This window comes from Kosakonia sp. SMBL-WEM22 (assembly GCF_014490785.1).
In the GTDB taxonomy this organism is placed as follows: Bacteria; Pseudomonadota; Gammaproteobacteria; order Enterobacterales; family Enterobacteriaceae; genus Kosakonia.
Window position 1 is genome coordinate 1,416,100 of sequence record NZ_CP051488.1, and the last position, 21,406, is coordinate 1,437,505.

Consider the following 21,406-nt stretch of genomic DNA (forward strand, 5'->3'; position numbering starts at 1 on the left):
ATAGCTGCCTTAAATGGAAAGTCTGCAAATTTGGCAGGTTTTTATTTGCGTGCCCCCTTTGACAGCCAGACGCTGACAGGCATCCACTTGTTACCAGCGATGATGCGGGTTCTGCGCGTAGCGGCGCAGCACGTCGGCGTAGGGTGCCGTGCGGGCGTCTGGGGTTTGTACAATCGATTCCAGCAGCACCGCAAGCGCGGCGTCATGCTCGCCGAGGTTGTGCAGACAGAGCGCATAGAAGGGCGGCACTTCGGTTGCCTGCGGCCAGCGGGCGATAATCTCCTCAAACTCCGTTTTTGCCTGCGGATATTTCCCCAGGCAGCGCCAGGTTGAGGCAAGGCCAAAGCGCGCTTCAAACTCATCTTCATCGCCAAGACCAGCCTCAATGGCCGCCAGGTAATAGCCTTCGGCATCCCGCTCGCGGCCCTGGTTATCAAACGACCAGGCGATATTGAGCAACGCCTGCGCGCGCAGCGCTGGTTCATCGGCAAGTATCTTTAACGCCGCGCGGCTCTGCTCATGCTCGCCCGCTTTTCGCAGCGCAATCGCTGCCTGCAACCTGCTCTCCATTCGCCTCTCCTTAAAAATGTTGAGGCTATGTTATAAGCGAGGCGGCAGGCAGCGACAAGCTTAGCGCGCGCTGACCCGCCAGATGGTGTTGCCCGCATCGTCGGCAATCAGCACGCCGCCCTGCTTATCCATCGCCAGGCCGACCGGCAGACCGCGTACCTGCTTCTCGTCATCGGTCAGAAAACTGCTCACCACCGGCTGCGGTTGCCCGACCGGTTTGCCGTTTTCAAACTTCACCCACACCACCTGGTAGCCGTTGAGCGGCTTGCGGTTCCAGCTACCGTGCTCGCTGACAAACGCGCCGCCGCGATATTGCGGCATATTCTCTCCGGTGTAGAAGAGCAGGCCGAGCGGGGCGACATGAGAGCTGAGCGCGTAGTCAGGCTTAATCGCCTGCTTTACCAGATCCGGGCGCGGCGGCTGGACGCGCTCATCCACATGCTGACCAAAATAGCTGTAAGGCCAGCCGTAGAAGCCTTTATCCTGCACCGAGGTCATGTAATCCGGCACCAGATCGGAACCAATCTCGTCACGTTCGTTAACGATCGCCCACAGCGCACCGCTTTCCGGTTCCCACTGCAACCCAGTTGGGTTACGCAGGCCGCTGGCGAAAATGCGGCTCGCCCCGGTTGTCGCATCCACTTCCAGCACCGCCGCGCGGCGATATTCCGCGCCGATACCGTTCTCGGTGATGTTGCTGTTGGAGCCAACGCCGACATAGAGCTTACTGCCGTCTGGGCTGGCGAGCAGGGATTTGGTCCAGTGATGATTAATCGGCCCGCCCGGCAGCTCTGTTACCACTTCGCCCGGCGCGGTGATGGTCGTTTGCCCCTCCTGATAGGGGAATTTCACCAGGCTGTCGGCATTCGCCACCCACAGGGTGTTGCCAATCAGCTGGATACCGAACGGCGAGTGCAGGTTTTCAATAAAGGTGTGCTTCTGCCATTTGCCGTCAACATTGCGCAGCAGGGTGATGCGGTTGCCGCCAGGGCCGCCTTTGCCGGAGGCTTTCTGCACCACGCCCATAATCAGCTGTTTCGGACGGGTGGTTGGCTTCGCCGGGCCGTTAGCTTCCGCCACCAGTACATCGTTATTTGGCAGCACATAGACCTGACGCGGGTGTTGCAGGCCATCGGCGACTTTCTCAATCTTCAGCCCCTGCGCCACTTTTGGCATCTCGCCCTCTTTCCATGCTACCCCTTCCGGCACCTGCATCGGCGGCATCAGGAAGTTTTGCGCTTTTGGCAGTTCAGGGTTTGGCCCCACCTGTTTAGCTGGATCGAGGCTCGCACCCTGATCGCAGCCGGCCAGCAGCGCGGTGAGCGTCAAGGCGAGGAGTGTTTGGCGGTGGATTCTCATGCGATCACTCCTTTGCGGGTACGAAGGGCAAGCTGGACGTTAGCAATCAGCAGCAGCGCCACCACGGCGGTGGAGAGGATCACTCCCAGCGGCACCACGGCGTAGGCGTCGCGGCTATGGACAAAGGCGTTAAAAATCGCCAGCACAATGGCAAGCAGCCAGAGCCAGAAGTGGATTTTTACCGCCGCCGTCGCCAGCGGGCGTTGGGTGAACCAGACCTGCACCAGGTTTATTAGCCGCGGCACAATCGCCAGCACCAGCCCGATGGCGATAAGCCAGCTTGCCGCGTCGGTCCACATAATCTGAAAGGATTTGAGGTAGAGAATATCGAAGATCCACGCGGCGGTGAAAAAGCCGAGCGGCAGGGGGTTTAACAGTTCATAGAGCGCAATGGCGACCCGCGATGGTCCGGAGGTAGTTTGCATTGGTCTTCCTTAGTGAACGGGGGATCGGGAAGTGACCACGACTCAAGCCACAGAACGTGCCTGATCAAGGGTAGACAAAATAATGTGAAACGGCGGTTTGTTAGCAGCCTTGTGCGCCATAACGCATTCTGCATAGTTATAAGTTTCGCAGTGGGAATATTCACTTTACATTGAGTTATTGATAATGATAATCGGTCTCAAATTGTTTCTTATTGTTCTTATTTGATGTTGTTACGGATGATCTTCGCCCGTGCGGCGAGAAATTACATTGAGGGTTGTTTGCATGCGATTTTCCCCTTTATACGGCGCGCTTACTCTGGTCATCGCGTCGCCGCTTTATGCGCAGGATGCGACAAGCAGTGAAGAAGATGTGGTTGTCACCGCGACGCGCACCGACGGCTCGCGCAACGACTCCCCGCAGGTGATCAAAGTGATCACTGAAAAGGAGATTGCCCAGCAGCGCCAGCTCACCTCTGATACTTCGCAGATCTTAAGCAACCTGCTGCCGTCGTTTTCGCCGTCGCGGCAGAAGATGTCCGGCAGCGGTGAGACCCTGCGCGGGCGTACGCCGCTGGTGATGATTGACGGTATTCCGCAATCCAACCCCCTGCGCCCGACCGGGCGTGAAATGCACACCGTCGATGCCTCCATGATTGAGCGCATTGAGGTGATCAAAGGGGCCAACACCAGTAACGGCGTGGGCGCGACGGGTGGGGTGATCAACATCATCACTAAACGGGCGAAGCCGGGCACCGCCAACCAGCACTTCAGCATCGAAACCACCACGCCGACCTCTGAACTTAATCACGATACCCTGGCCTACAAAACCAACTACAGCATCAATGGCAGCGAGGAGTATCTCGACTACCTCTTCGCCCTCAGTTATGAAGACCAGGGGTTGTTCAAAGATGCGAATAATCACGCCATTGGCGTGGATAACACCCAGGGCGACTTAATGGATTCCCGCGCGTGGGATCTGCTGGCGAAAGTGGGTTACTGGCTCGATAACGACCAGCGCGTGCAGTTAAGCCTTAACCGCTACCGGCTGAAAAATAAGGATAATTATGTCAGCGTTACCGGCGATCGCGATGCGGGCAGGTTGACCACTTCACGCAAAGGCACGCCGGAAGGCAGCGCGCCGCATAACGATGTCTGGACCGTGGGCACCACCTACGACAACTACAATCTTGCCGGTATGAAGCTGACCGCGCTGGCCTACTATCAGCGCTACGAAGCGCTGTTTGGCGCGACCAACTCCTCCTCCTTCCAGGACCCGCAGATTGCGCCCATTGGCACGCTCTACGATCAGAGCCGCGCCTATACCGATAAGTACGGCAGCAAAATCGCCCTGACGAAAGATGATATCTGGGACGATCGCATTAAGGCGACGGTGGGTTTCGACACGCTGTTTGATAACTCAAAACAGGATCTGTGGAGCACCGGGCGCACCTATGTGCCGGAGATCAACTACACCGATCTCTCGCCTTTCCTGCAACTGGAGTACGCGCCGGTGGAGTCGGTCAAACTGAGCGGCGGCATTCGCTACGAATATGCGCGCCTGAAGATCGACAGCTACCAGACGGTGTGGGCCAACGATCGCGTCACGGTCGAAGGGGGCACGCCGTCGTTTGATGAAACCCTCTACAACGCCGGGATTGTCTGGACGCCGGTCACGCCGCTGAGCCTGTTTGCCAGCTACAGTGAAGGCTTTACCGTGCCGGATGTCGGCCGCGTGTTGCGCGGTATCGACACACCGGGGGTGAAGCTGAGTGATTACAACAGCCTGCAACCGATCATTACCAAAAACAGCGAAGTGGGCTTCCGCGTCCAGCAGGCTCCGTTCGATTTTGAGGCCAGCTACTACAAATCCACCTCCAAACTGGGCAGCCGCGTCGAGTTGCAAAACGACGCCTTTGTCGCGCGGCGTGAAAAGACCGAGATCGATGGCGTTGAAGTGAGCGCGGGCTACGCGCCGAATGCTGACCACAAGCTGACGCTGGCGTGGTCGCATATGCGCGGCCGCTACGACAGCGATGACAATGGCAGCCTGGATGCCAAACTCGATGGGCTTAATATCGCCCCGGATCGCATCATCGCCAGTTGGTCGGCGAACTGGAACACTGAACTGAGCACCTTCCTGCAGGCTAACTGGGCGCTGAGTAAAAAGTTCGACGACGAGGAGAAGGATTTCTCCGGCTATGCGATTGTCGATGCGGCGGTGGGCTACAAGCTGCCCTACGGCCAGTTGAGCCTTGGCATCTCCAACCTGCTTAACAAGCAGTACGTCACCTACTACTCGCAAAGCGCCTCCGTCGATCCGGATCGCTACTTCGCCGGGCGAGGCCGCACGGCCACACTCGGTTACAGCCTCAACTTCTGATGGTCGCCGCTCCCCTCGCGGGAGCGGCAAAGTAACGGATGAATAGCCTGAATATCTCACTCTCCCGGCGGCGCGGCCTGCAAGCGATGCTGCTTTATGGCATCGCCCCTGGTCTGTTTGCCGCGCCGCCCGCGTTGCCGCGCGCCATCTCACTCTTTCAGGGGGCGACGGACAGCCTGGCCGCCCTCGGCGTGACGCCCTGCGGTATGGTGGAGTCGTGGGCGGAAAAGCCGGTTTATCGCTACCTGCGCACGCGCTTCTCAAACGTGCCGCAACTGGGGCTGGAGACACAGCCGCAGCTGGAAAAGATGGTGCTGCTGAAGCCCGATATCATCTTCGCCTCGCGTTTTCGCCACCAGGATGTCGCGCCGCTGATGGCGAAAATCGCCCCGGTAGCGCTGCTCGATGATGTCTTTGAATTCAAAAAAACGCTCAGCGTGGTTGGCGACAGGCTCGGCCTTGCCGACAGTGCCAGCGCGCTGCTGCGCCAGTGGCAGCGCCGGGTGGCAATCCTGCGCGCGCGCATTGCGCAGCGCTTTGCCGCACCGCCGACGGTCTCGGTTATCGAAGTGCGCCCGGACCATATTCGCAGCTACGTCGCCGCCAGCTTTCCCGGCTCGGTGATGAGCGAACTGGGTTTTGGCTGGAACAGCGCGGCGCAACAGGCGCGCAGCACCTCGCTGCGCTTCTCCGGCTTCGAGAATATCCCGTTGCTCAATGCCGATCTCTTCTTCATTTTGCTGCGCACCGAGAGCGCGGCGATTATGCGCCACTATCAGGCACTGACCGCACACCCGCTCTGGCAGCAGCTGCGGGCGGTGAAGGCGCAGCTGCTCTGGACGGTGGACAGCGTGCCGTGGAGTCTCTCAGGCGGCATTCTTGGCGCGAATCACATGCTTGATGATGTCGACGCCGCGCTGCGCGGGGAGGGGGCATGAAGGGGCGCTTTCTGCTCTGCTTTGCGCTGCTGCTGGCGATGGCGGCACTCAGCGTAATGGTTGGCACACAAATTTATACACCGGGCGAGATTGCGCGCGCGCTATGGCAGCCGGATAGCACCCTTGCGCGGGATGTGATTATCCACACCTCGCGCTTACCGCGCACGCTGCTGGCGGCGGCCGTCGGTGCCTTCCTCGCGGTGGCGGGGGCGTTGATGCAGGCACTAACACGTAATCCGCTCGCCTCGCCGGGGCTGTTTGGCGTCAATGCCGGCGCGGCGCTATTGATTGTGCTGGCAGGTGCCTTGTTCAGCATTGGCGAGGCGTGGGTCACGCTGCTGCTGGCATTTACCGGGGCGTGTATTACCGGGTCGCTGGTGTGGTTTGCCAGCCAGAGAAGCAGCGGCCAGCTTAACCCGCTGCGGCTGGTGCTGGCGGGTGTGGCGATCACCGCCCTGTGCAACGCGTTTACCCAGGCGATTCTGGTGATGGATCAGGAGAGCCTCGACACTATGCTCTTCTGGCTGGCAGGGAGCCTTGCGGGCAACGATCTCACGCATCTCTACCCGATGTTGCTGCCGGGCGCTCTACTGCTGATTGTCGCCATGCTCTGCGGCGGGCAGATGGGGGTACTCAACGCGGGTGAAGAGATTGCCCGCGGGCTGGGGCAGAACATCGCCCGCGTGCGGCTGCTGGCGAGCGTGCTGGTGGTCGGGCTGGCGGGCTGTGCGGTGGCGCTGGCGGGCAATATCGGTTTTGTCGGGCTGATTGTGCCGCACATCGCCCGGCAACTTTTTGGTAGCGATGTACGCACCCTGCTCCCCGCCTGCGCGCTGCTGGGCGCGTTGCTGCTGCTGGCGGCGGATATCGCCGCGCGGGTGGTGATCCTGCCGCAAGAGGTGCCGGTCGGAGTGATGACGGCACTGCTTGGCGCACCCTTTTTCATCCTGCTGGCGCAGCGCCGGGGGCCGCATGCCGGATAGCCAACTCTTGCGTTGCGGCGCGTTTGCCCGTCTCTACTCGCGCCGCCAGCTGCTGATCCTTGCAAGCTCGACGCTGCTTACCGCGCTGATTGTGCTTATCGCACTGAGCGTCGGCGATGTGCCGATCCCGCTGCTGCACACCCTGAAGCTGCTGGTGCTGGCAGATAACAGCGCAGAGCATTTTATTCTGCATGAGCTGCGTCTGCCGCGTGTGGCGCTGGGGCTGCTGGCGGGCGGCGGGCTGGGGCTTGCCGGGTTGATTTTGCAAACTCTGGTGCGCAACCCGCTCGCCTCGCCGGACACCCTTGGCGTCACCGCCGGTGCCAGCGCTGGTGCGCTGCTATGGCTCACCTTCTTTAGCCTGCGTTACGGCAGCGCGGGCATGCCGTATGCGGCAATGGGCGGTGCGGCCTGTGCCGTCGGGCTGATCTTTCTGTTAAGCGCACGGCGCGGGTTAACGCCGCTGCGCATGATTTTGACCGGAGTGGGTGTCTCGGCGCTGGCGGGCGCGGTGGTGACGCTGATCCTCGTTTTCAGCCCGCTGACCACTACCTTTTCCGCGTGGGTGTGGCTGAGCGGCAGCGTCTATGCCGCCAGCTGGCCGAAGGTGCTGCACTTGCTTCTCTTCTACCTGTGGGCGATCCCGCTGCTGGTCGTTCTGCTGCGCTACCTGAAGGCGCTCCAGCTTGAGGATGCGCTGGCAACCGGGCTGGGCGTGCGGGTAAATGCGATTCGCCTTCTGTTGTTGCTGGCCTGCGTGGTGCTTTCCGGCAGCGCGGTGGCGCAGGTCGGGGCGATGGCCTTTGTCGGGCTGGTGGCACCGCATCTTGCTCGTCTCGTGGTGGCGCAGGGCATCTTCAGCCAGGCGTATGTCGCGACGTGCAGCGGTGGCAGTATGGTGGTGGCCGCCGATCTGCTGGCGCGCACGCTGTTTCGCCCCGCCGATCTGCCCGCCGGGATCTTTGTCGCGCTGGCCGGCGCGCCGCTCTTTCTTTGGCTGCTGATAAGGCAGCGTTCGTAAGCCATGGGGAAATTGTGTCTCTGATAACGGAAAAACTGAGCGTCAGCTACGCGCAGCGGCAGGTGATCGACGGGCTCGATTTAACCCTGCCGACGGGCAAAGTGTCGGTACTGATTGGCAGCAACGGCTGCGGCAAAAGCACGCTACTGAAAGCGATGGCGCGCCTCATCACGCCGCAATCTGGCGCGGTCACTCTCGACGGAATGGATATTCACGCCACCTCCAGCGCAAAAGTGGCGCGCAAGCTGGCGATTTTGCCGCAAACGCCGGTGGCACCGGAAGGCATCACCGTGCGCCAACTGGTGAGCCTCGGGCGCTTTCCCTATCAAAACTGGCTGCGTCAGTGGTCCGTTGAGGACGATCATCATGTCGATGAGGCGCTGCGCTTAACCGCGACCACGGCATTGCAGCACCGTCCGGTGGAAGTACTCTCCGGCGGCCAGCGCCAGCGGGTGTGGATTGCGATGACATTAGCGCAGGCTACGGATACGCTGCTGCTCGATGAGCCGACCACCTGGCTCGATCTCGCGCACCAGGTGGAGATCCTCGAACTGCTGCGCGATCTGAATCGGCGGCAGGGCAAAACCATCATTATGGTGCTGCACGATCTCAATCTCGCCTGCCGCTACGCCGATCATCTGGTCGCTATCCGCGAAGGGCAGGTTGTTGCCGAGGGCGCGCCGCAGCAGATCATGACGGAAGCGTTGGTCAGCCACGTCTTTAATCTGCGCTGTCGCATCATTGCCGATCCCTTTTTCCATACGCCGATGTGCATTCCGTTTCCAGGTGATCACCATGCTGAACCCTGACGAATTCGCTTATCTGCATAAGGCGTTTCGCCTGCGCGCGCTGGAGGAGGCCGATGCATGCAGCGTGGTGAGCGGCGAGATGCTTAACGCCGACATTTGCGCCGACGTGCTCGATAGGATCATGCCGCTAATTGGCGCACCGGATCGCGCCATCGCCGCGTCGCTGCTGGCAAAAAGGCTCTCCTTTCTGCTGACCGGAAACGTGCTCTATGGGATGAGCGTGTTTGATAAAGGGCTGCATCTCTCCCTCGACGCCAGCCGTCTGGAGTATGCCCATGACAACGGCTTGTGGACCTCCTCCTTGCCCGCCGCGCTTACCGTTAGCGGCTATGCACCCGGCGCGCGGGACGCGTGGCGCGAAAAGGTGGTCGGCGGGCTGTTTCGCGACGTTATCGCTCCGCTCTGGCACGCGCTTTCAGCGGTGAGCGGCCTGCCTGCGCAAATCCTTTGGGAGAACTGCGCGGTGCGGGTCTACTCGCTCTATGAAGGGCGCATGGAGGGGCTGAATGAGGCGCAGGCCGCGCGTCAGCAAGATGATTTCGCCTGGCTGATTGCTGAGGCCGACCCGGCGCTGTTCGGCCTGAACGGGAACCCGCTTAAGCGTTTTCGCCGCCCGGCGCAGCGCAATGGCGCTGGCGAGGCGGTTCGTTTTCGCCGCACCTGCTGTTTTTACTACAAAGCCTCACAGCCGGTGGAGTATTGCCTCAACTGCCCGCTCTGCCGGGTTAAGTAGGTGACAGCGTGGGCAGCGGTGATTATGGTAAAGCTTCCTGATAAATCGCCAACGGTCACGCCGTGAAACAGACATTTGCACTCGATTTCTCCCACCGCGCGTTGATCCCCTACGCCCATGACTACCGGCACGGGGAGCATGAGCCGTGGCATTCGCACCCCTGCGACCAGCTGATCCACACCCTGAGCGGCGTGATCCGCGTGGAGACGGAGCAGGGGATCTGGATCGTGCCGCCCGGACGCGGGGTGTGGATCCCGGCGCAGGTGGTGCACACGCTCTTTATTGAGGGCGATGTGCAGGCGCGCGGGGTGTTTGTCGAGCCGCTGGCGAGGGCCGATTTACCGGTGGTGTGCCAGGTGGTGCGCGTCAACGATCTGCTGCGCGCCCTGATGGTCGAGGCGCTGCGGCTGGATGTGAGTTACCAGCCCGGCAGCCGCTCCGAGCGCATCTATGAGCTGATTCTGGATGAGATCCGGCTGATGAATACGCTGCCGTTTTGCCTGCCGGAGCCGACCTCAGCGCGCTTAAAGCCTTTATGCGACGCGATACGGCAAACGCCGACGCAGGCGTGGACGCTGGAGCACGCCGCGCGGCAGGTGAATATGAGCGGGCGTACGCTCGCGCGCCACTTCTATCAGCAGACCGGGTTGCAGTTTAGCGAGTGGGTGCGCCGCGCGCGGTTGCTGATCGCCCTGACGCGGCTGGCGAACGGCGAGCCGGTAACGCAGGTGGCGCTGGAGTGCGGCTATGCCACCCCCAGCGCCTTTAGCGCCATGTTTCGCCGGGTGATGGGTGTGCCGCCCGGCGACTACTTTACCCAGTGATAAAGGGCTGTGCGGCGTTAAGCACCGCCTGCAGTGAGGCGCGGGTGATATCGCTGTCGATACTGACGCCCCATGCGCGCTCGCCGCGCGCGTTGGCGCAGCAGACATAGGCCACCGAGCGGCTGTCGCTGTGTTTGCCGAGCGTGTGTTCGTGGTAGCTCTCAATATTGATCTCAACGCGCAGGCTGCGGCAGAGCGCGGTTAACGCCGCCGAGAGAAAACCGTTGCCCGTCCCATCCAGCTTCAGCGTCTCGTTATGCCAGCGGATCTCCGCGTGCAGGATGGTGCGCTGCCCCGGCTGGTTGGTGCAGACATACTCAATTAACGCCAGCGGCGGCTGATCCACCAGGCCGTAGGTCTGGCGAAACAGATTCCAGATCGCCATTTGCGACATCTCTTTGCCCGCGCTGTCCGCCGCCTGCTGCACATGCCCGCTGAACGCCTGCTGAAGCTTACGCGGCAGCGCCAGGCCGTGGTTCTGCTCCAGCAGCCAGGCCGCGCCGCTCTTGCCCGACTGGCTGTTGACGCGAATAACCGCTTCGTAGCTACAGCCGATATCCGCCGGGTCGAGCGGCAGATAGGGCACCTGCCAGACGTCCGCCGTGCTGTTTTGCCGCGCGGCAAATCCTTTCTTAATCGCGTCCTGGTGCGAGCCGGAAAAGGCGGTAAACACCAGTTCACCGGCGTAGGGGTGGCGCGGCGCAACCGGCAACTGGTTACACTCTTCGACTACCTCTACCACCTTTTTCATCTGGCTAAACTCAAGGCCCGGCGCGATGCCCTGGGTGTAGAGATTGAGCGCCAGCGTCACCAGATCGGCATTGCCGGTGCGCTCGCCGTTGCCAAACAGGCAGCCTTCAACCCGCTCTGCGCCTGCCAGCAGCGCCAATTCGGCGCTGGCAATGCCGGTGCCGCGATCGTTATGGGTATGTACGCTGATGCACACCTGCTCGCGGCGCGAGAAGTGACGGCAGAAGTGCTCAATCTGGTCGGCATAGACATTGGGCATGCTCACCTCAACGGTGGCCGGCAGGTTGATGATCATTGGCCGGGTTTCGTCCGGTTGCCAGACATCGGCCACCGCTTCGCAAATCGCCAGCGCGAACTCCGCTTCGGTAAAGCAGAAGGTTTCCGGCGAATACTGGAACACCCACTGCGTCTCTGGTGCGGCTTCGCACTGCGTGCGGATTTGCCGCGCCGCGTTGACCGCCAGCGTGACGATCTCCTCCTTGCTCTGGCGGAAAACCTGCTCGCGGAACACCGGCGCGGTAGCGTTGTAGAGATGTACGGTCGCGCGGCGCGCGCCCTGCAAGGATTCAAAGGTGCGGCGAATCAGATCGTCACGCGCCTGGGTTAACACCTGAATGGTGACATCTTCAGGAATGCGTTGCTCCTCAATCAACTGGCGCACAAAGCTAAAGTCCGTTTGCGAGGCAGAGGGGAAGGCGACCTCAATCTCCTTAAAGCCGCACTCCAGCAAGAGATCCCAGAATTTTAGTTTGCGTGCCGCATCCATCGGCTCGGCAAGAGCCTGGTTGCCGTCGCGTAAATCCGTCGACAGCCAGCGCGGCGCGTGGGTCAGCGTGTTATCCGGCCAGCGGCGATCGCGCAGCGGCAGTGGGGCATGGGGATGATATTTTTCAGCAGGGGTCGTTAACATTTTCGTCTCTCCACAGGGTGTGGTTTTAGTTTCCACACCGCAGCGGATGCGCGCGCCCGCGCAGCTGACAACCTGTTGCGTAAAAGTGACAACCCGCAGGGAAATGATCACCTGATAAGGCCCGGTGCATTGCCCGATGGCGCTGCGCTTACCGGGCCTACGGGAGCGTTGGTCGGATAAGGCACGGTGCATTGCCCGATGGCGCTGCGCTTATCGGGCCTACAGGAGGCGTTGGTCGGATAAGGTCCTGTGCATTGCCCGCTGGCGCTGCGCTTATCGGGCCTACGGGAGGCGTTGGTAGGATAACGCCCGGTGCAATGCCCGATGGCGCTGCGCTTATCGGGCCTACGGGAGGTGTATTATATGTCGGTTAAGTGCGTAGGCCGGATAAGGCGTTAGCCGCCATCCGGCAATAACGCGCACTTACGCCTGCACCCGGTCGCCCACCACCGGCGGCGTCTGCGGTGCATTAGCGTTGCCGACATGGCGATACTTATCCAGCAGATGAATTTGAATACGGCGCAGCATATCGCCATTGAGTTTGTAGAAGCGGAAGTAGACCAGCAGCGAGATGGCGAAGAAGCAGGCGGGGAGCGCCAGCATAATCAACTGCATGCCCATTAAGGTGCTGGCGGACTGCGCCACGTTCGGCACATACCCAATCACCCCGAGCACCACGGCGATAAAGTAGGCCGCGAAGGCCGCGCCCGCTTTCACCACCAGCGTCTGCACCGAGTAGGCGATGCTCTCGCAGCGCACATTGAGTTTGTATTCGCCGTAATCGACGGTGTCGGCAACCATAATCACCTGTAACACCCAGAAGAAGGCTTTGCCGATGCTGAACAGCACGCCCGCCAGCAAAATCACCCATGCGTGGGTCTGGCCCAGCAGCGCCATCCACAGCAGCACGCCGCCGCTGATAATCGGCAGCACCGACGCCCCCGCCCACAGCACGCGGCGTGAGAAGAGTTTCACCAGCTTCGGGAAGAGCATCAGGATCAGCAGGTTCGCGACGCCCGCATAGGACATGTAGTAGGGGAAAAGGTCGACATCGCCAATTACGTAGGTGAAGTAGTAGATCGCAAAGCCTTCAATGACGTTGGCGGCGGTGTTGTAGGCCAGCGCCATCACCAGCAGGCAGGCGAGCTGATCGTTCTTAACGATCAGTTGCAGCATCGCTTTCAGGTTCATTGGCGCGCTCTGTTCACCGCCCTGTTTGTCAGAGGAGTAGACCTCATGCACGTTGCGCAGGGTGACGATGGTCGAGAGGATAAAGAAGGCGATCAGCACCAGCGTCAGCATCTGGAAGCCAAACCCGCGATCCGCTCCGCCGACGGCGTTCACAAACGGCAGTGCGATCCCTGCGGTAACAAAACCGGCGAGGCTGGCGAAAAAGCGTGGGTAGGGCACCAGCTGTTCGCGCTCGCGCTTGTCCAGAGTGATGGTCGGCACCAGCGACCAGAACGGCACATCCATAATCGTGTAGGTGAAACCCCACAGCAGATAGGTCGCCCACACCCACACCAGCTGCGTGGTGCCGGTAAAGTGGTGGGCGCTGAAGAGCATATAGAGCACCAGCGAGTTGGTCAGCGTGCCGACTAAAATCCACGGCTTGAACTTGCCCCAGCGCGTGCGGGTGCAGTCGACTATCCAGCCCATAATCGGGTCGGCCAGCGCGTCGAGAATGCGCGCCACCAGAAAGAGCGTGCCGACCATGCCGACCGACAGGCCGACAATATCGGTGTAGTAATACATCAAGTACATGTAGACGATGCCGATCGCAAAATCCTTACCAAATGCACCAAATCCGTAGCTGAGCTTTGTTGTCATTGAAATACTCATAGGGTACCGATTGCCTCTTTCAGTGTCGGAAGGGTTGCAAAACCGCCGGGCGCGCGGCCCGGCGAATGCCTTAGCGATGCAGCCACGCGGGCAGCCACTCGCCGTGGCTTGCGATCAGGTCATCCACCAGCGCATAGATTTCGTCGATACCAAGCACAGCCGCAGTGTGCGGATCCATCAGCGCGGCGTAATAGACATAATCCCGGTTTTCGGTCAGCACCGCTTCGGTGAGCAGCGTCTGCACATTGATGTTGGTCTGCATCATCGCCGCAAGATGAGCAGGCAATTTACCCGCTTTGGTCGGCTGAATGCCGTTGGCATCGACCAGGCAGGGCACTTCGACGCAGCACCCTTCCGGCAGGTTGTCGATCAGGCCATCGTTACGCACGTTGCCATAGATTACGCTCGGCTCGCCGGTCCAGATGGCGTTCATAATGGTGCTGGCATACTCCCGCGAGGCTTTCACCTCAATGCGATCGGCGGTTTTATACTCCGCCAGCTCCTTCTGCCAGGTTTCCAGTTGCTCGACGCAGCGTTTCGGGTACTCATCCAGCGGCACCTGGTAGCGTTCAAGTAAATCCTCGCGTCCCGGCTTGATAAACCACGGCGTATATTCAGCAAAGTGTTCCGAGGATTCGGTAACGAAGTAGCCGAGCTTTTTGAACATCTCATAACGCACAATGTTCTGGCAGCGTGGGTTGCCGTGCATGTTTGGCTTCGGTGCGCGTTTGTCTTCATAGGCCTGCAACAGCTCGGGATAGAGGCTGACATAGCTGCCATCCGGCTGCTTTTTCTCCAGCGACAGGTAAAAGGCCATATGGTTGATGCCAGCGCAGCGGTAGCGTAACAACGCCGGGTCGAGATCGAGATCGCGCGCCAGCTCCTCCGCGGTGCCCTGCACCGAGTGGCACAGCCCAACCTGCTTGATATGCGGGTAGCGGGCATAGATCGCCCAGGTGTTCATCGCCATCGGGTTGACGTAGTTCAACAGTGTGGCGTTCGGGCAGACCTCGGTCATATCCTCACAAATTTGCCACAGGTGAGGGATGGTGCGCAGGGCGCGCATAATGCCGCCGGGGCCGAGGGTGTCGGCGATGGTCTGCTCAAGACCGTGGCGTTTACACACTTCAAAATCGGTGACGGTGCAGGGTTCGTAGCCGCCAATCTGGAACGCGACGACCACAAAGTCGGCCCCTTTTAGCGCCGTTTTTTGATCTGTATGGCAAGTGATGTTCCCGTAAGCGCCGACCGAATCCATCAGTTTGCGCACTACGATGTGCGACTCTTCAAGGCGCGTGGCATCAATATCCATCAGCGCTACCTGTGCATTTTTCAGTGCCGGGCGCTGGAACACGTCGCCGAGGATGTTTTTAACAAATACCGTAGAACCGGCGCCGATAAAGGTGATTTTTGGTGCAGACATGAACCTTTCTCCCTGATGTGATTGTACGTTCTGAGCGTGGCACGGGAGACTTTCGCCATCTGCCTTCTTCCCGGCGGGAGATTCCCGAAAACTCAGATCGCGTAATGCGCCGCGCGCGATCTGAGTTTCCGGGAGAAAATGGGCGCTTAAGCAGAGTTAATGGCAACGGCTTTCACTAAACTAAAGCAGGTGAGGGCGCGGTGAAGCGCGAAAGTGATGATGCGGGAAGGATCGATGGCAAAAGAACTTATCAGAGCAGATATGTGCAGCGGGGATGAGAAAACCACGCGCGGCCCGCTGTCGCTCTACTCCGAATATCAGCGCATGGAGATTGAGCTGCGCGCGCCGCTGGCGATGCCCGCCAGCCACTGGCACGGCCAGGTGGAAGTGAACGTGCCGTTTGATGGCGACGTCGAGTACCTGATTAATAACGAGGTGGTGCGCATCAAGCAGGGGTATATCACCCTGTTCTGGGCCTGTACCCCGCACCAGCTGACGCGCCCCGGCGACTGTACGCAGATGGCGATTTTCAACCTGCCGATGCACCTGTTTCTCTCCTGGCCGCTGGATCGTGAACTGATTAACCACGTTACTCACGGGATGGTGATCAAATCCCTCGCCGCCCAGCAGCTGAGCGCGTTTGAAGTGCAGCGCTGGCAGCATGAACTCAACAGCGACAACGAGCAGTTGCGCCAGCTGGCGATTGAGGAGATCGCCCTGATGCTTAAGCGCTTTAGCCTCTCCGGCTGGCAGCCGATCCTCGTTAATAAAACCTCGCGCACCCATAAAAACAGCGTCTCGCGCCATGCGCAGTTTTACGTTAGCCAGATGCTGGAGTTTATTGCGGTCAATTACGATCAGGTGCTGACGATTAACGCCATCGCCGAGCATGTGAAGCTCAATCCCAACTATGCGATGGGCATTTTTCAGCGCGTGATGCAGCTGACCATGAAGCAGTACATCACCGCCATGCGCATCAACCACGTTCGTGCGCTGCTGAGCGATACCGATAAAACGATCCTTGATATCGCGCTCACCGCCGGGTTCGGCTCCAGCAGCCGCTTTTACAGCACCTTTCAGAAGTATGTCGGCATGCCGCCGCAGAAATACCGCAAGCTCAGCCAGCTGCGACGCCAGCAGCATGCGGGGTGAAAAGGCGTTTATCCCCACTAAGGGATAATGCAGGAAATATCCCTTAGAGGGGATAATGGTGACGTTGACAATATCCCCTCCAGGGTATAAAACGCTGTTTATCCCTTACTGCGGATAATCTGCGAAAAACGAGAAGCCTATGACCACGCCAGCGATCTACAGCCCGGTACAACTTGCCAATGCCATGAAGCTTATCCGGCAGAAAAATGGCTGGACGCAAAATGATCTGGCCCAACGGATTGGTATCAAGCAGGCCACGATCTCGAACTTCGAAAATAACCCCGATAAAACCACGCTGACGACCCTGTTTAAAATTCTCCAGTCCCTTGAGATGTCGTTAATTTTGCAAGAGAAAAAGGAAGCAGGCGTCGATAACCTCCATCAACAGGATCTGGAGTGGTAATGCGCAAGTTAAGTACATGGATGAATAACGAACGCGTCGGCGAGTTGACGAAGCAAAGCAACGGCGCGCATACCTTCAAATATGATGAGGGCTGGCTGCAAAGCGAACGCGCACGGCCTCTCTCGTTATCATTACCGCTACAGTTTGGTGCCATCACCTCTGACGCCGTCTTTAACTACTTTGATAACCTGCTCCCCGATAACCCGCGTGTGCGCGATCGCATCGTGAAGCGTTATCACGCTGCCTCTAAACAACCTTTTGATCTGCTGGCAGAGATTGGCAGAGACAGCGTTGGCGCGGTGACATTACTGCCTCCGGAGGAGGAGAGTGCTTCCCGGGCATTAAGCTGGGCAATGCTTGAGCAAGCAAAACATTCGCTACCGGATAATATTCATCACGCGTAAAAAACAATATCGTTCGGTATGCTCAGACTGCATACAATTTAGTTTCATCATCGTTAATTTGATGCGTGTTTGAATGAGATATTTTTATTACAAAGAGTAGGGTTATCCGTTATAACCCTACTCTTTAAATTATTTTATTACTTGAGGTATAGCTCTTCTAAGAATTCCTCGCGATCCTTGTTTTGGGCGAGAATACACTGCGTCTTTATATCATCTTGGCTCGTTGCCCACTCACCGACTAAAGTAGATGATGCAGCACAAAGTTCATCACGAGAGGTTTGCCAAAGCTTCTGAGACTTAAGAAATTTTTCCCAGAAAACGTCTTTGATTTTACTGCCTTCGATATCATTTAGATGATAAGGAGTATCATAGTCCGTATTTATCATTAAGTGAATCTTTGTTATTTTTTCATTTAATTTTCTTTCGGATTTAGCCTTTAATTCATCTTTGCATTGACTTTGGTTTTTTTCGTTGCCATAAGCTGGTAATGAAAGACAGTGCTGAATATCTTTACTTAATTTGAAATTCACAGCCTCGGCATTGAAAGCCGATATTGATAATGCGATAAGTATTACTTTTTTATGGTTCATTTGAGATAATTAATCCTTTTTCTATTCGATTCATAAGACATATAGAAGGTGCTGTTTCGAATAAACTCTATTAATCTTTTTTTATCGTTATGAGCTACGCAAGCTGTCAAAGTTCTAATGTTTTCAACACCTTGATATGATATGTCAACATATACAGATTTGATTTGTTTATCCATCCTATCCCATTGTATGGCATCCGGTATGTAAAATTTGGCAGTGGTATATTTCTTATAGTAATAGGCAGATAGTTTTAAGTAATCTGGATAAATTGTTTCGAATAGACGTATTTGTTGTATGTGCGTAATTTCACCAACAAATGTTCCATAATCCTTAACAAAATTTGAAGCTTCTCTTCCCGCGAGATGCGCTGCTTTCGAACAAATTATAGCCTTATACTCCTCGATCCCCGCTAACCGCATTTCTATCTGTATTTGCCCTGCGCTACGGTTCTTCATGTCATATCCGCGCCCAATGGTGACACCTGAGGCGGAACCCGGCCAATGTAAGATTCGTGAAAAATTTGGCATTTGTTGAGGCTGACGAAAAGGTGCTACAGCGGTGATGTAATCAACGCCTTCTGCATCAAATGTTAGTTGCCCTTCTCTAACATGAAGGGGACCAGTTGTATGCCGTGGACGCCAATGTGGTGTAATTGCATTCATGAACATGCCATAAAACCAAGTCTCCATTGGATGTAGTAATCCCGAGGGAGCCATGTTTTGCAGGCGCTGTAACCAATGGATTGCGTATTGAGTTTCTTTATCGCATCGGCCATTCGGTCGGATCGGTTGATCTGAAATATCGTTATATCCAGCATCAATGATCATACTTTGTAGTAGCTTGACGTCTTCTGGATTATTCGTTCCACATTCGCCTACAGAACCGTTAAGGCGAAATACGCGAGGAGAGTGATATGACATATTTATATCCTTTACCATCGCAGGGCCGGTAGTTATGGCCTGCCGTTTACATACAACAGATTTCCTTAGCATTATTGATAGAGACTTGCTGTCGACGCTACATTAACTCTATAGCATCGACAATGAGTATCTGTGGTAAAGGGTATCACTATGATGACGGAGTTGAGGCGATTTTTTGATATTTATCGAGAATGATGTTTTCGTTTAATGGCTTGTCAGATTGGAGGCAAGTTCTTGCCCCCCATCTAACAATTATTAAGTTATAGCTTAAAGGCATTCACATCATTCAACAGCTTACCGGCCTGATGGCTGAGGGAGTTGGCGGCGGTGGCCATCTCTTCCACCATCGCGGCGTTCTGTTGCAGGTTGCCTTCCATCTGGCTGACGGCGACGTTTACCTGCTCAATGCCGTAGCTCTGCTCAGTAGATGAGTTATTCACCTGGTTTATCAGCACCGTGGTTTCATCCACCGCGCCGAGGGCATCGTTCATGCGCGTGGTGACATTGGCGGCGTAATTCACCCCCTGGCCGACATTCTTAATCGCTTCATCAATCAGACCACGAATATCGCGCGCCGCAACGGATGAGCGCTGTGACAGCGAGCGCACTTCGCCTGCGACCACCGCAAAACCTTTACCCTGCTCACCCGCGCGGGCGGCTTCAACGGCGGCGTTCAGCGCCAGGATATTGGTCTGGAAGGCAATGCCATCAATAATGTCTGTAATTTCTGAGATCTTCGCGGAAGAAGCCGAAATATCATCAATCGATTTTTGCAGCGAGCTGAGTTCTCGGTGGCTCTCATTAACCATCGTCTGCACGCGGCCGATATAGGTATTCGCCTCTTTGGCGTTGTCCATATTGTGTTTCACCGTTACCGACAGCTCATTCATGCTGGCTGCGGTCTGCTCCAGTGAAGATGCCTGCGACTCGGTGCGCGAGGAGAGGTCATCATTGCTTTTGGCGATCTCGCTGGCGGCGGTATCCACTTCATTACTGGCATCTTTTACGCTGGCTAACACGTGGCGGATTTTATCCATCAGCGCATTAAAACTTTTCGCCGTCGCCCCGAGTTCGTCGTTATTATCCAGCGCCACTTTATGGGTTAAATCGAGGGAGTGGCTGATTAATCCCATGCTATCCTGCAAACTTTTTAAGCCTTTACTTAAGTAGCGTAAAATAGCCGAGGCGAAGACCGCCACCAGCGCAACCAGAAAGACAATCGTGCCAATTAACAGCCAGAAAGTGTTGATATATTGCGTATGGTTATTTTCGGCATATTCTTTCGCAATACTGTAATTATGCGCCAGCATCTCTTTTAAACCGGCACTTAATGCCACTGACGCATTGGCAGTAACACCGCCGTCAGAGACCATCAGACGCGCCGCTTCAATGCCCTGATTATGGTAGGCATCAGCCATGGCATCGGTCTTTTGCACATAATCATCAAAAATATCACGTGTCTTTTTCAGTAGTTGACCGTCGACGGGATCGCTGACCAGATTGGCCTGATATTCATCAAAGATCTGGCGGGTTTTATTTAGCTCATCCTTAGCCTGCGCCATATGTTTGGTAAACACCGCCTCGTCGCGCACCAGCAACGACATCAGGATCTGCCGTCTTGCCTCTTCGCGGTGCTGCACCGCTTCGCTCAGCTTGCTGATGCTCGGCAGACTATTTGACACAACATAATCAAAACGCGTTTGCGCATTATCTAATGCCCTGATGCTTAATCCGCCCAGCACAAGCATCGCAATAAAGGTGATAGCAAAAACAATAATTAATTTTCTTAAAATAGTCATAACGGCCTCAGGTGCAATCCATATCCAACGCGGATGCTATTTTTATCGGCGACTAAAGTGAAACCTTCAGCCAGAACATTATAAAAAGAGAGGTCTTCTAAGCCTTTTTTGATCTGGGCACGGATTGCGGAGGAATAATGATTAAATACAAGGGTTAGCGGGCATAAATAAATCGATTAAAATTGCTTTATATAATATATCGAGGTAATGCTATATGTGTTTTTTAGATATATCCTACATCTTAGGTGCGGTTTCTTTTAATGTTTAACTAATGCTGAACTTTATTTCAGTAACGTAAATATAAAATACTTCTAATTCCAGGTGGGAACTATTCTAATTAAAACTAAATCCATTCAAGTAAATAATGCCGATGATTAGAAAGAAAGACTCCACCTTCCAAGTCAATGGCAGATGGAATCGGTATCAACGCTTAAGCTTGTAATTCGCCAGTCAGAATTTGTCGCTCTGCTGAGCGGTTAAGCTCCATCAATGCCGGGAGCAAGCTCGCGGCCGTACGGATGCTATGTCCGATTTGGCACAAGCTCTCTGGTGAGAATTGCAATGTGTCGTTCTCAGCAAAAGAGACAAAGGTTTTGCCTAAGAAATGCAGTCCATGGCAAAGCCCTGCGATGCTCTCTTCACAACAAAACGACAACTCCATCGCTTCTTCCTCACTCAAATGTGACGCATCAAGTTTGAGAAAAAGGTCGCGGAGTTCCGAGGATAAAATGTTTGTGTCAGGCAGCATTTTGCACCTCCGGTACAACAAGGCGATGGGAAAGAGAAAGGCTAGCAAAAGCGTTAGCGGATAAGGGGTTGGGCTTTAGATATCCGTACATGATACGATTGGCAACAGCCATAGCATTACCTCCAGTAATGGTGTGGTTAGACGCCTCGGTAGTGTTCCCGCACTTCGAGGCGTTGCTTTTTAACTTCCATGCTTTGGTGTACATTGAACACCAGCTTTTTTAATATACAGAGATGAAAACCAATGTCAACCAATGGCAACCAAAAAGAAAGGCATGTTGTACAACTTCGTCTTGATCCTGAACTGTCCGAAAGACTAGCCATTGCCATGAAAGAGGACGGCGATGATAACAAGGCAGGATGGATAAAGAGATTACTTCGAAGAGAGTTGGATCGACGGGCAATTAAATTGGATTGAACTTTA

General features: G+C 56.3%; 20 protein-coding genes and 1 pseudogene. 11 read left to right on the top strand and 10 right to left on the bottom strand.

Annotated elements, in window-relative coordinates; translation table 11 throughout:
- Positions 1-90: 90 nt before the first annotated feature.
- Genes HF650_RS06750 through HF650_RS06760 form a run of 3 tightly spaced genes read right to left on the bottom strand, consistent with a single transcriptional unit; the run spans position 91 to position 2,354 of the window.
- Positions 91-570, bottom strand: coding sequence for a tetratricopeptide repeat protein (locus tag HF650_RS06750; RefSeq protein ID WP_187801720.1), 480 nt, complete (start codon positions 568-570; stop codon positions 91-93).
- 60 nt (positions 571-630) lie between these two features.
- Complete coding sequence (locus HF650_RS06755; protein ID WP_187801721.1) at positions 631-1,929, bottom strand: sorbosone dehydrogenase family protein; 1,299 nt, start codon at positions 1,927-1,929, stop codon at positions 631-633.
- Positions 1,926-2,354: a DUF2231 domain-containing protein gene (locus tag HF650_RS06760; protein ID WP_023479947.1), complete on the bottom strand. Its 429-nt coding sequence runs from the start codon at positions 2,352-2,354 to the stop codon at positions 1,926-1,928. Before HF650_RS06760 ends, HF650_RS06755 begins: the two co-directional genes overlap by 4 nt.
- A 283-nt stretch (positions 2,355-2,637) precedes the next feature.
- Here HF650_RS06760 and HF650_RS06765 point away from each other — a divergent pair, with 283 nt between their 5' ends.
- The 7 genes from HF650_RS06765 (at position 2,638) to HF650_RS06795 (ending at position 10,042) form a co-directional block, all read left to right on the top strand.
- A complete protein-coding gene (locus HF650_RS06765) occupies positions 2,638-4,734 on the top strand; it encodes a TonB-dependent receptor (RefSeq protein WP_187801722.1) in 2,097 nt (698 codons plus the stop codon).
- A 38-nt stretch (positions 4,735-4,772) separates the two neighbouring features.
- Positions 4,773-5,672: an iron-siderophore ABC transporter substrate-binding protein gene (locus tag HF650_RS06770; protein ID WP_187801723.1), complete on the top strand. Its 900-nt coding sequence runs from the start codon at positions 4,773-4,775 to the stop codon at positions 5,670-5,672.
- Complete coding sequence (locus HF650_RS06775) at positions 5,669-6,655, top strand: iron ABC transporter permease (protein WP_187801724.1); 987 nt, start codon at positions 5,669-5,671, stop codon at positions 6,653-6,655. The genes HF650_RS06770 and HF650_RS06775 overlap by 4 nt, the downstream gene beginning before the upstream one ends.
- The gene (locus tag HF650_RS06780) at positions 6,645-7,676 is read left to right on the top strand and encodes an iron ABC transporter permease (RefSeq protein ID WP_187801725.1); all 1,032 of its coding nucleotides are present in this window, start codon (positions 6,645-6,647) and stop codon (positions 7,674-7,676) included. The genes HF650_RS06775 and HF650_RS06780 overlap by 11 nt, the downstream gene beginning before the upstream one ends.
- Positions 7,677-7,687: 11 nt before the next feature.
- Positions 7,688-8,485 carry an ABC transporter ATP-binding protein gene (locus tag HF650_RS06785; protein ID WP_187802624.1) on the top strand — a complete coding sequence of 266 codons (798 nt, stop codon included), beginning with the start codon at positions 7,688-7,690 and terminating at the stop codon, positions 8,483-8,485.
- Positions 8,472-9,218 (top strand): IucA/IucC family C-terminal-domain containing protein, encoded by a 747-nt coding sequence (locus HF650_RS06790; RefSeq protein ID WP_187801726.1) that lies wholly within the window; start codon positions 8,472-8,474, stop codon positions 9,216-9,218. The genes HF650_RS06785 and HF650_RS06790 overlap by 14 nt, the downstream gene beginning before the upstream one ends.
- Positions 9,219-9,280: 62 nt before the next feature.
- The gene (locus tag HF650_RS06795) at positions 9,281-10,042 is read left to right on the top strand and encodes a helix-turn-helix transcriptional regulator (RefSeq protein WP_187801727.1); all 762 of its coding nucleotides are present in this window, start codon (positions 9,281-9,283) and stop codon (positions 10,040-10,042) included.
- Here HF650_RS06795 and leuA read toward each other — a convergent pair.
- From leuA to HF650_RS06810, 3 genes are all read right to left on the bottom strand, one after another.
- Positions 10,032-11,702: a 2-isopropylmalate synthase gene (leuA, locus tag HF650_RS06800; protein WP_187801728.1), complete on the bottom strand. Its 1,671-nt coding sequence runs from the start codon at positions 11,700-11,702 to the stop codon at positions 10,032-10,034. The genes HF650_RS06795 and leuA overlap by 11 nt on opposite strands.
- A 423-nt stretch (positions 11,703-12,125) precedes the next feature.
- The gene (melB, locus tag HF650_RS06805) at positions 12,126-13,544 is read right to left on the bottom strand and encodes a melibiose:sodium transporter MelB (protein WP_187801729.1); all 1,419 of its coding nucleotides are present in this window, start codon (positions 13,542-13,544) and stop codon (positions 12,126-12,128) included.
- A gap of 70 nt (positions 13,545-13,614) precedes the next feature.
- A complete protein-coding gene (locus HF650_RS06810) occupies positions 13,615-14,967 on the bottom strand; it encodes an alpha-glucosidase/alpha-galactosidase (protein WP_187801730.1) in 1,353 nt (450 codons plus the stop codon).
- A gap of 234 nt (positions 14,968-15,201) precedes the next feature.
- Here HF650_RS06810 and melR point away from each other — a divergent pair, with 234 nt between their 5' ends.
- The 3 genes and pseudogenes from melR to HF650_RS06825 all read left to right on the top strand — a co-directional run.
- Positions 15,202-16,119 (top strand): transcriptional regulator MelR, encoded by a 918-nt coding sequence (melR, locus tag HF650_RS06815; RefSeq protein ID WP_042715696.1) that lies wholly within the window; start codon positions 15,202-15,204, stop codon positions 16,117-16,119.
- Positions 16,120-16,258: 139 nt separating this feature from the next.
- On the top strand, positions 16,259-16,522 hold the full coding sequence (gene hipB / locus HF650_RS06820) for a type II toxin-antitoxin system antitoxin HipB (protein WP_187801731.1): 264 nt from the start codon (positions 16,259-16,261) through the stop codon (positions 16,520-16,522).
- Positions 16,522-16,845 (top strand): annotated as a pseudogene (locus HF650_RS06825) (HipA N-terminal domain-containing protein); the annotation flags it as partial. The gene hipB and the pseudogene HF650_RS06825, both read left to right, overlap by 1 nt.
- 218 nt (positions 16,846-17,063) lie before the next feature.
- Here HF650_RS06825 and HF650_RS06830 read toward each other — a convergent pair.
- From HF650_RS06830 to HF650_RS06845, 4 genes are all read right to left on the bottom strand, one after another.
- Positions 17,064-17,516 (bottom strand): lysozyme inhibitor LprI family protein, encoded by a 453-nt coding sequence (locus tag HF650_RS06830; RefSeq protein WP_187801733.1) that lies wholly within the window; start codon positions 17,514-17,516, stop codon positions 17,064-17,066.
- Positions 17,513-18,436: a peptidoglycan-binding protein gene (locus tag HF650_RS06835; RefSeq protein WP_187801734.1), complete on the bottom strand. Its 924-nt coding sequence runs from the start codon at positions 18,434-18,436 to the stop codon at positions 17,513-17,515. Before HF650_RS06835 ends, HF650_RS06830 begins: the two co-directional genes overlap by 4 nt.
- Before the next feature lie 260 nt (positions 18,437-18,696).
- Complete coding sequence (locus tag HF650_RS06840) at positions 18,697-20,235, bottom strand: methyl-accepting chemotaxis protein (RefSeq protein WP_187801735.1); 1,539 nt, start codon at positions 20,233-20,235, stop codon at positions 18,697-18,699.
- 430 nt (positions 20,236-20,665) lie between these two features.
- Positions 20,666-20,983, bottom strand: coding sequence for a hypothetical protein (locus HF650_RS06845; RefSeq protein ID WP_187801736.1), 318 nt, complete (start codon positions 20,981-20,983; stop codon positions 20,666-20,668).
- Between the two features lie 243 nt (positions 20,984-21,226).
- Between HF650_RS06845 and HF650_RS06850 the strand changes: the two genes are divergently transcribed.
- A complete protein-coding gene (locus HF650_RS06850; protein ID WP_187801737.1) occupies positions 21,227-21,400 on the top strand; it encodes a hypothetical protein in 174 nt (57 codons plus the stop codon).
- Positions 21,401-21,406: the final 6 nt, after the last annotated feature.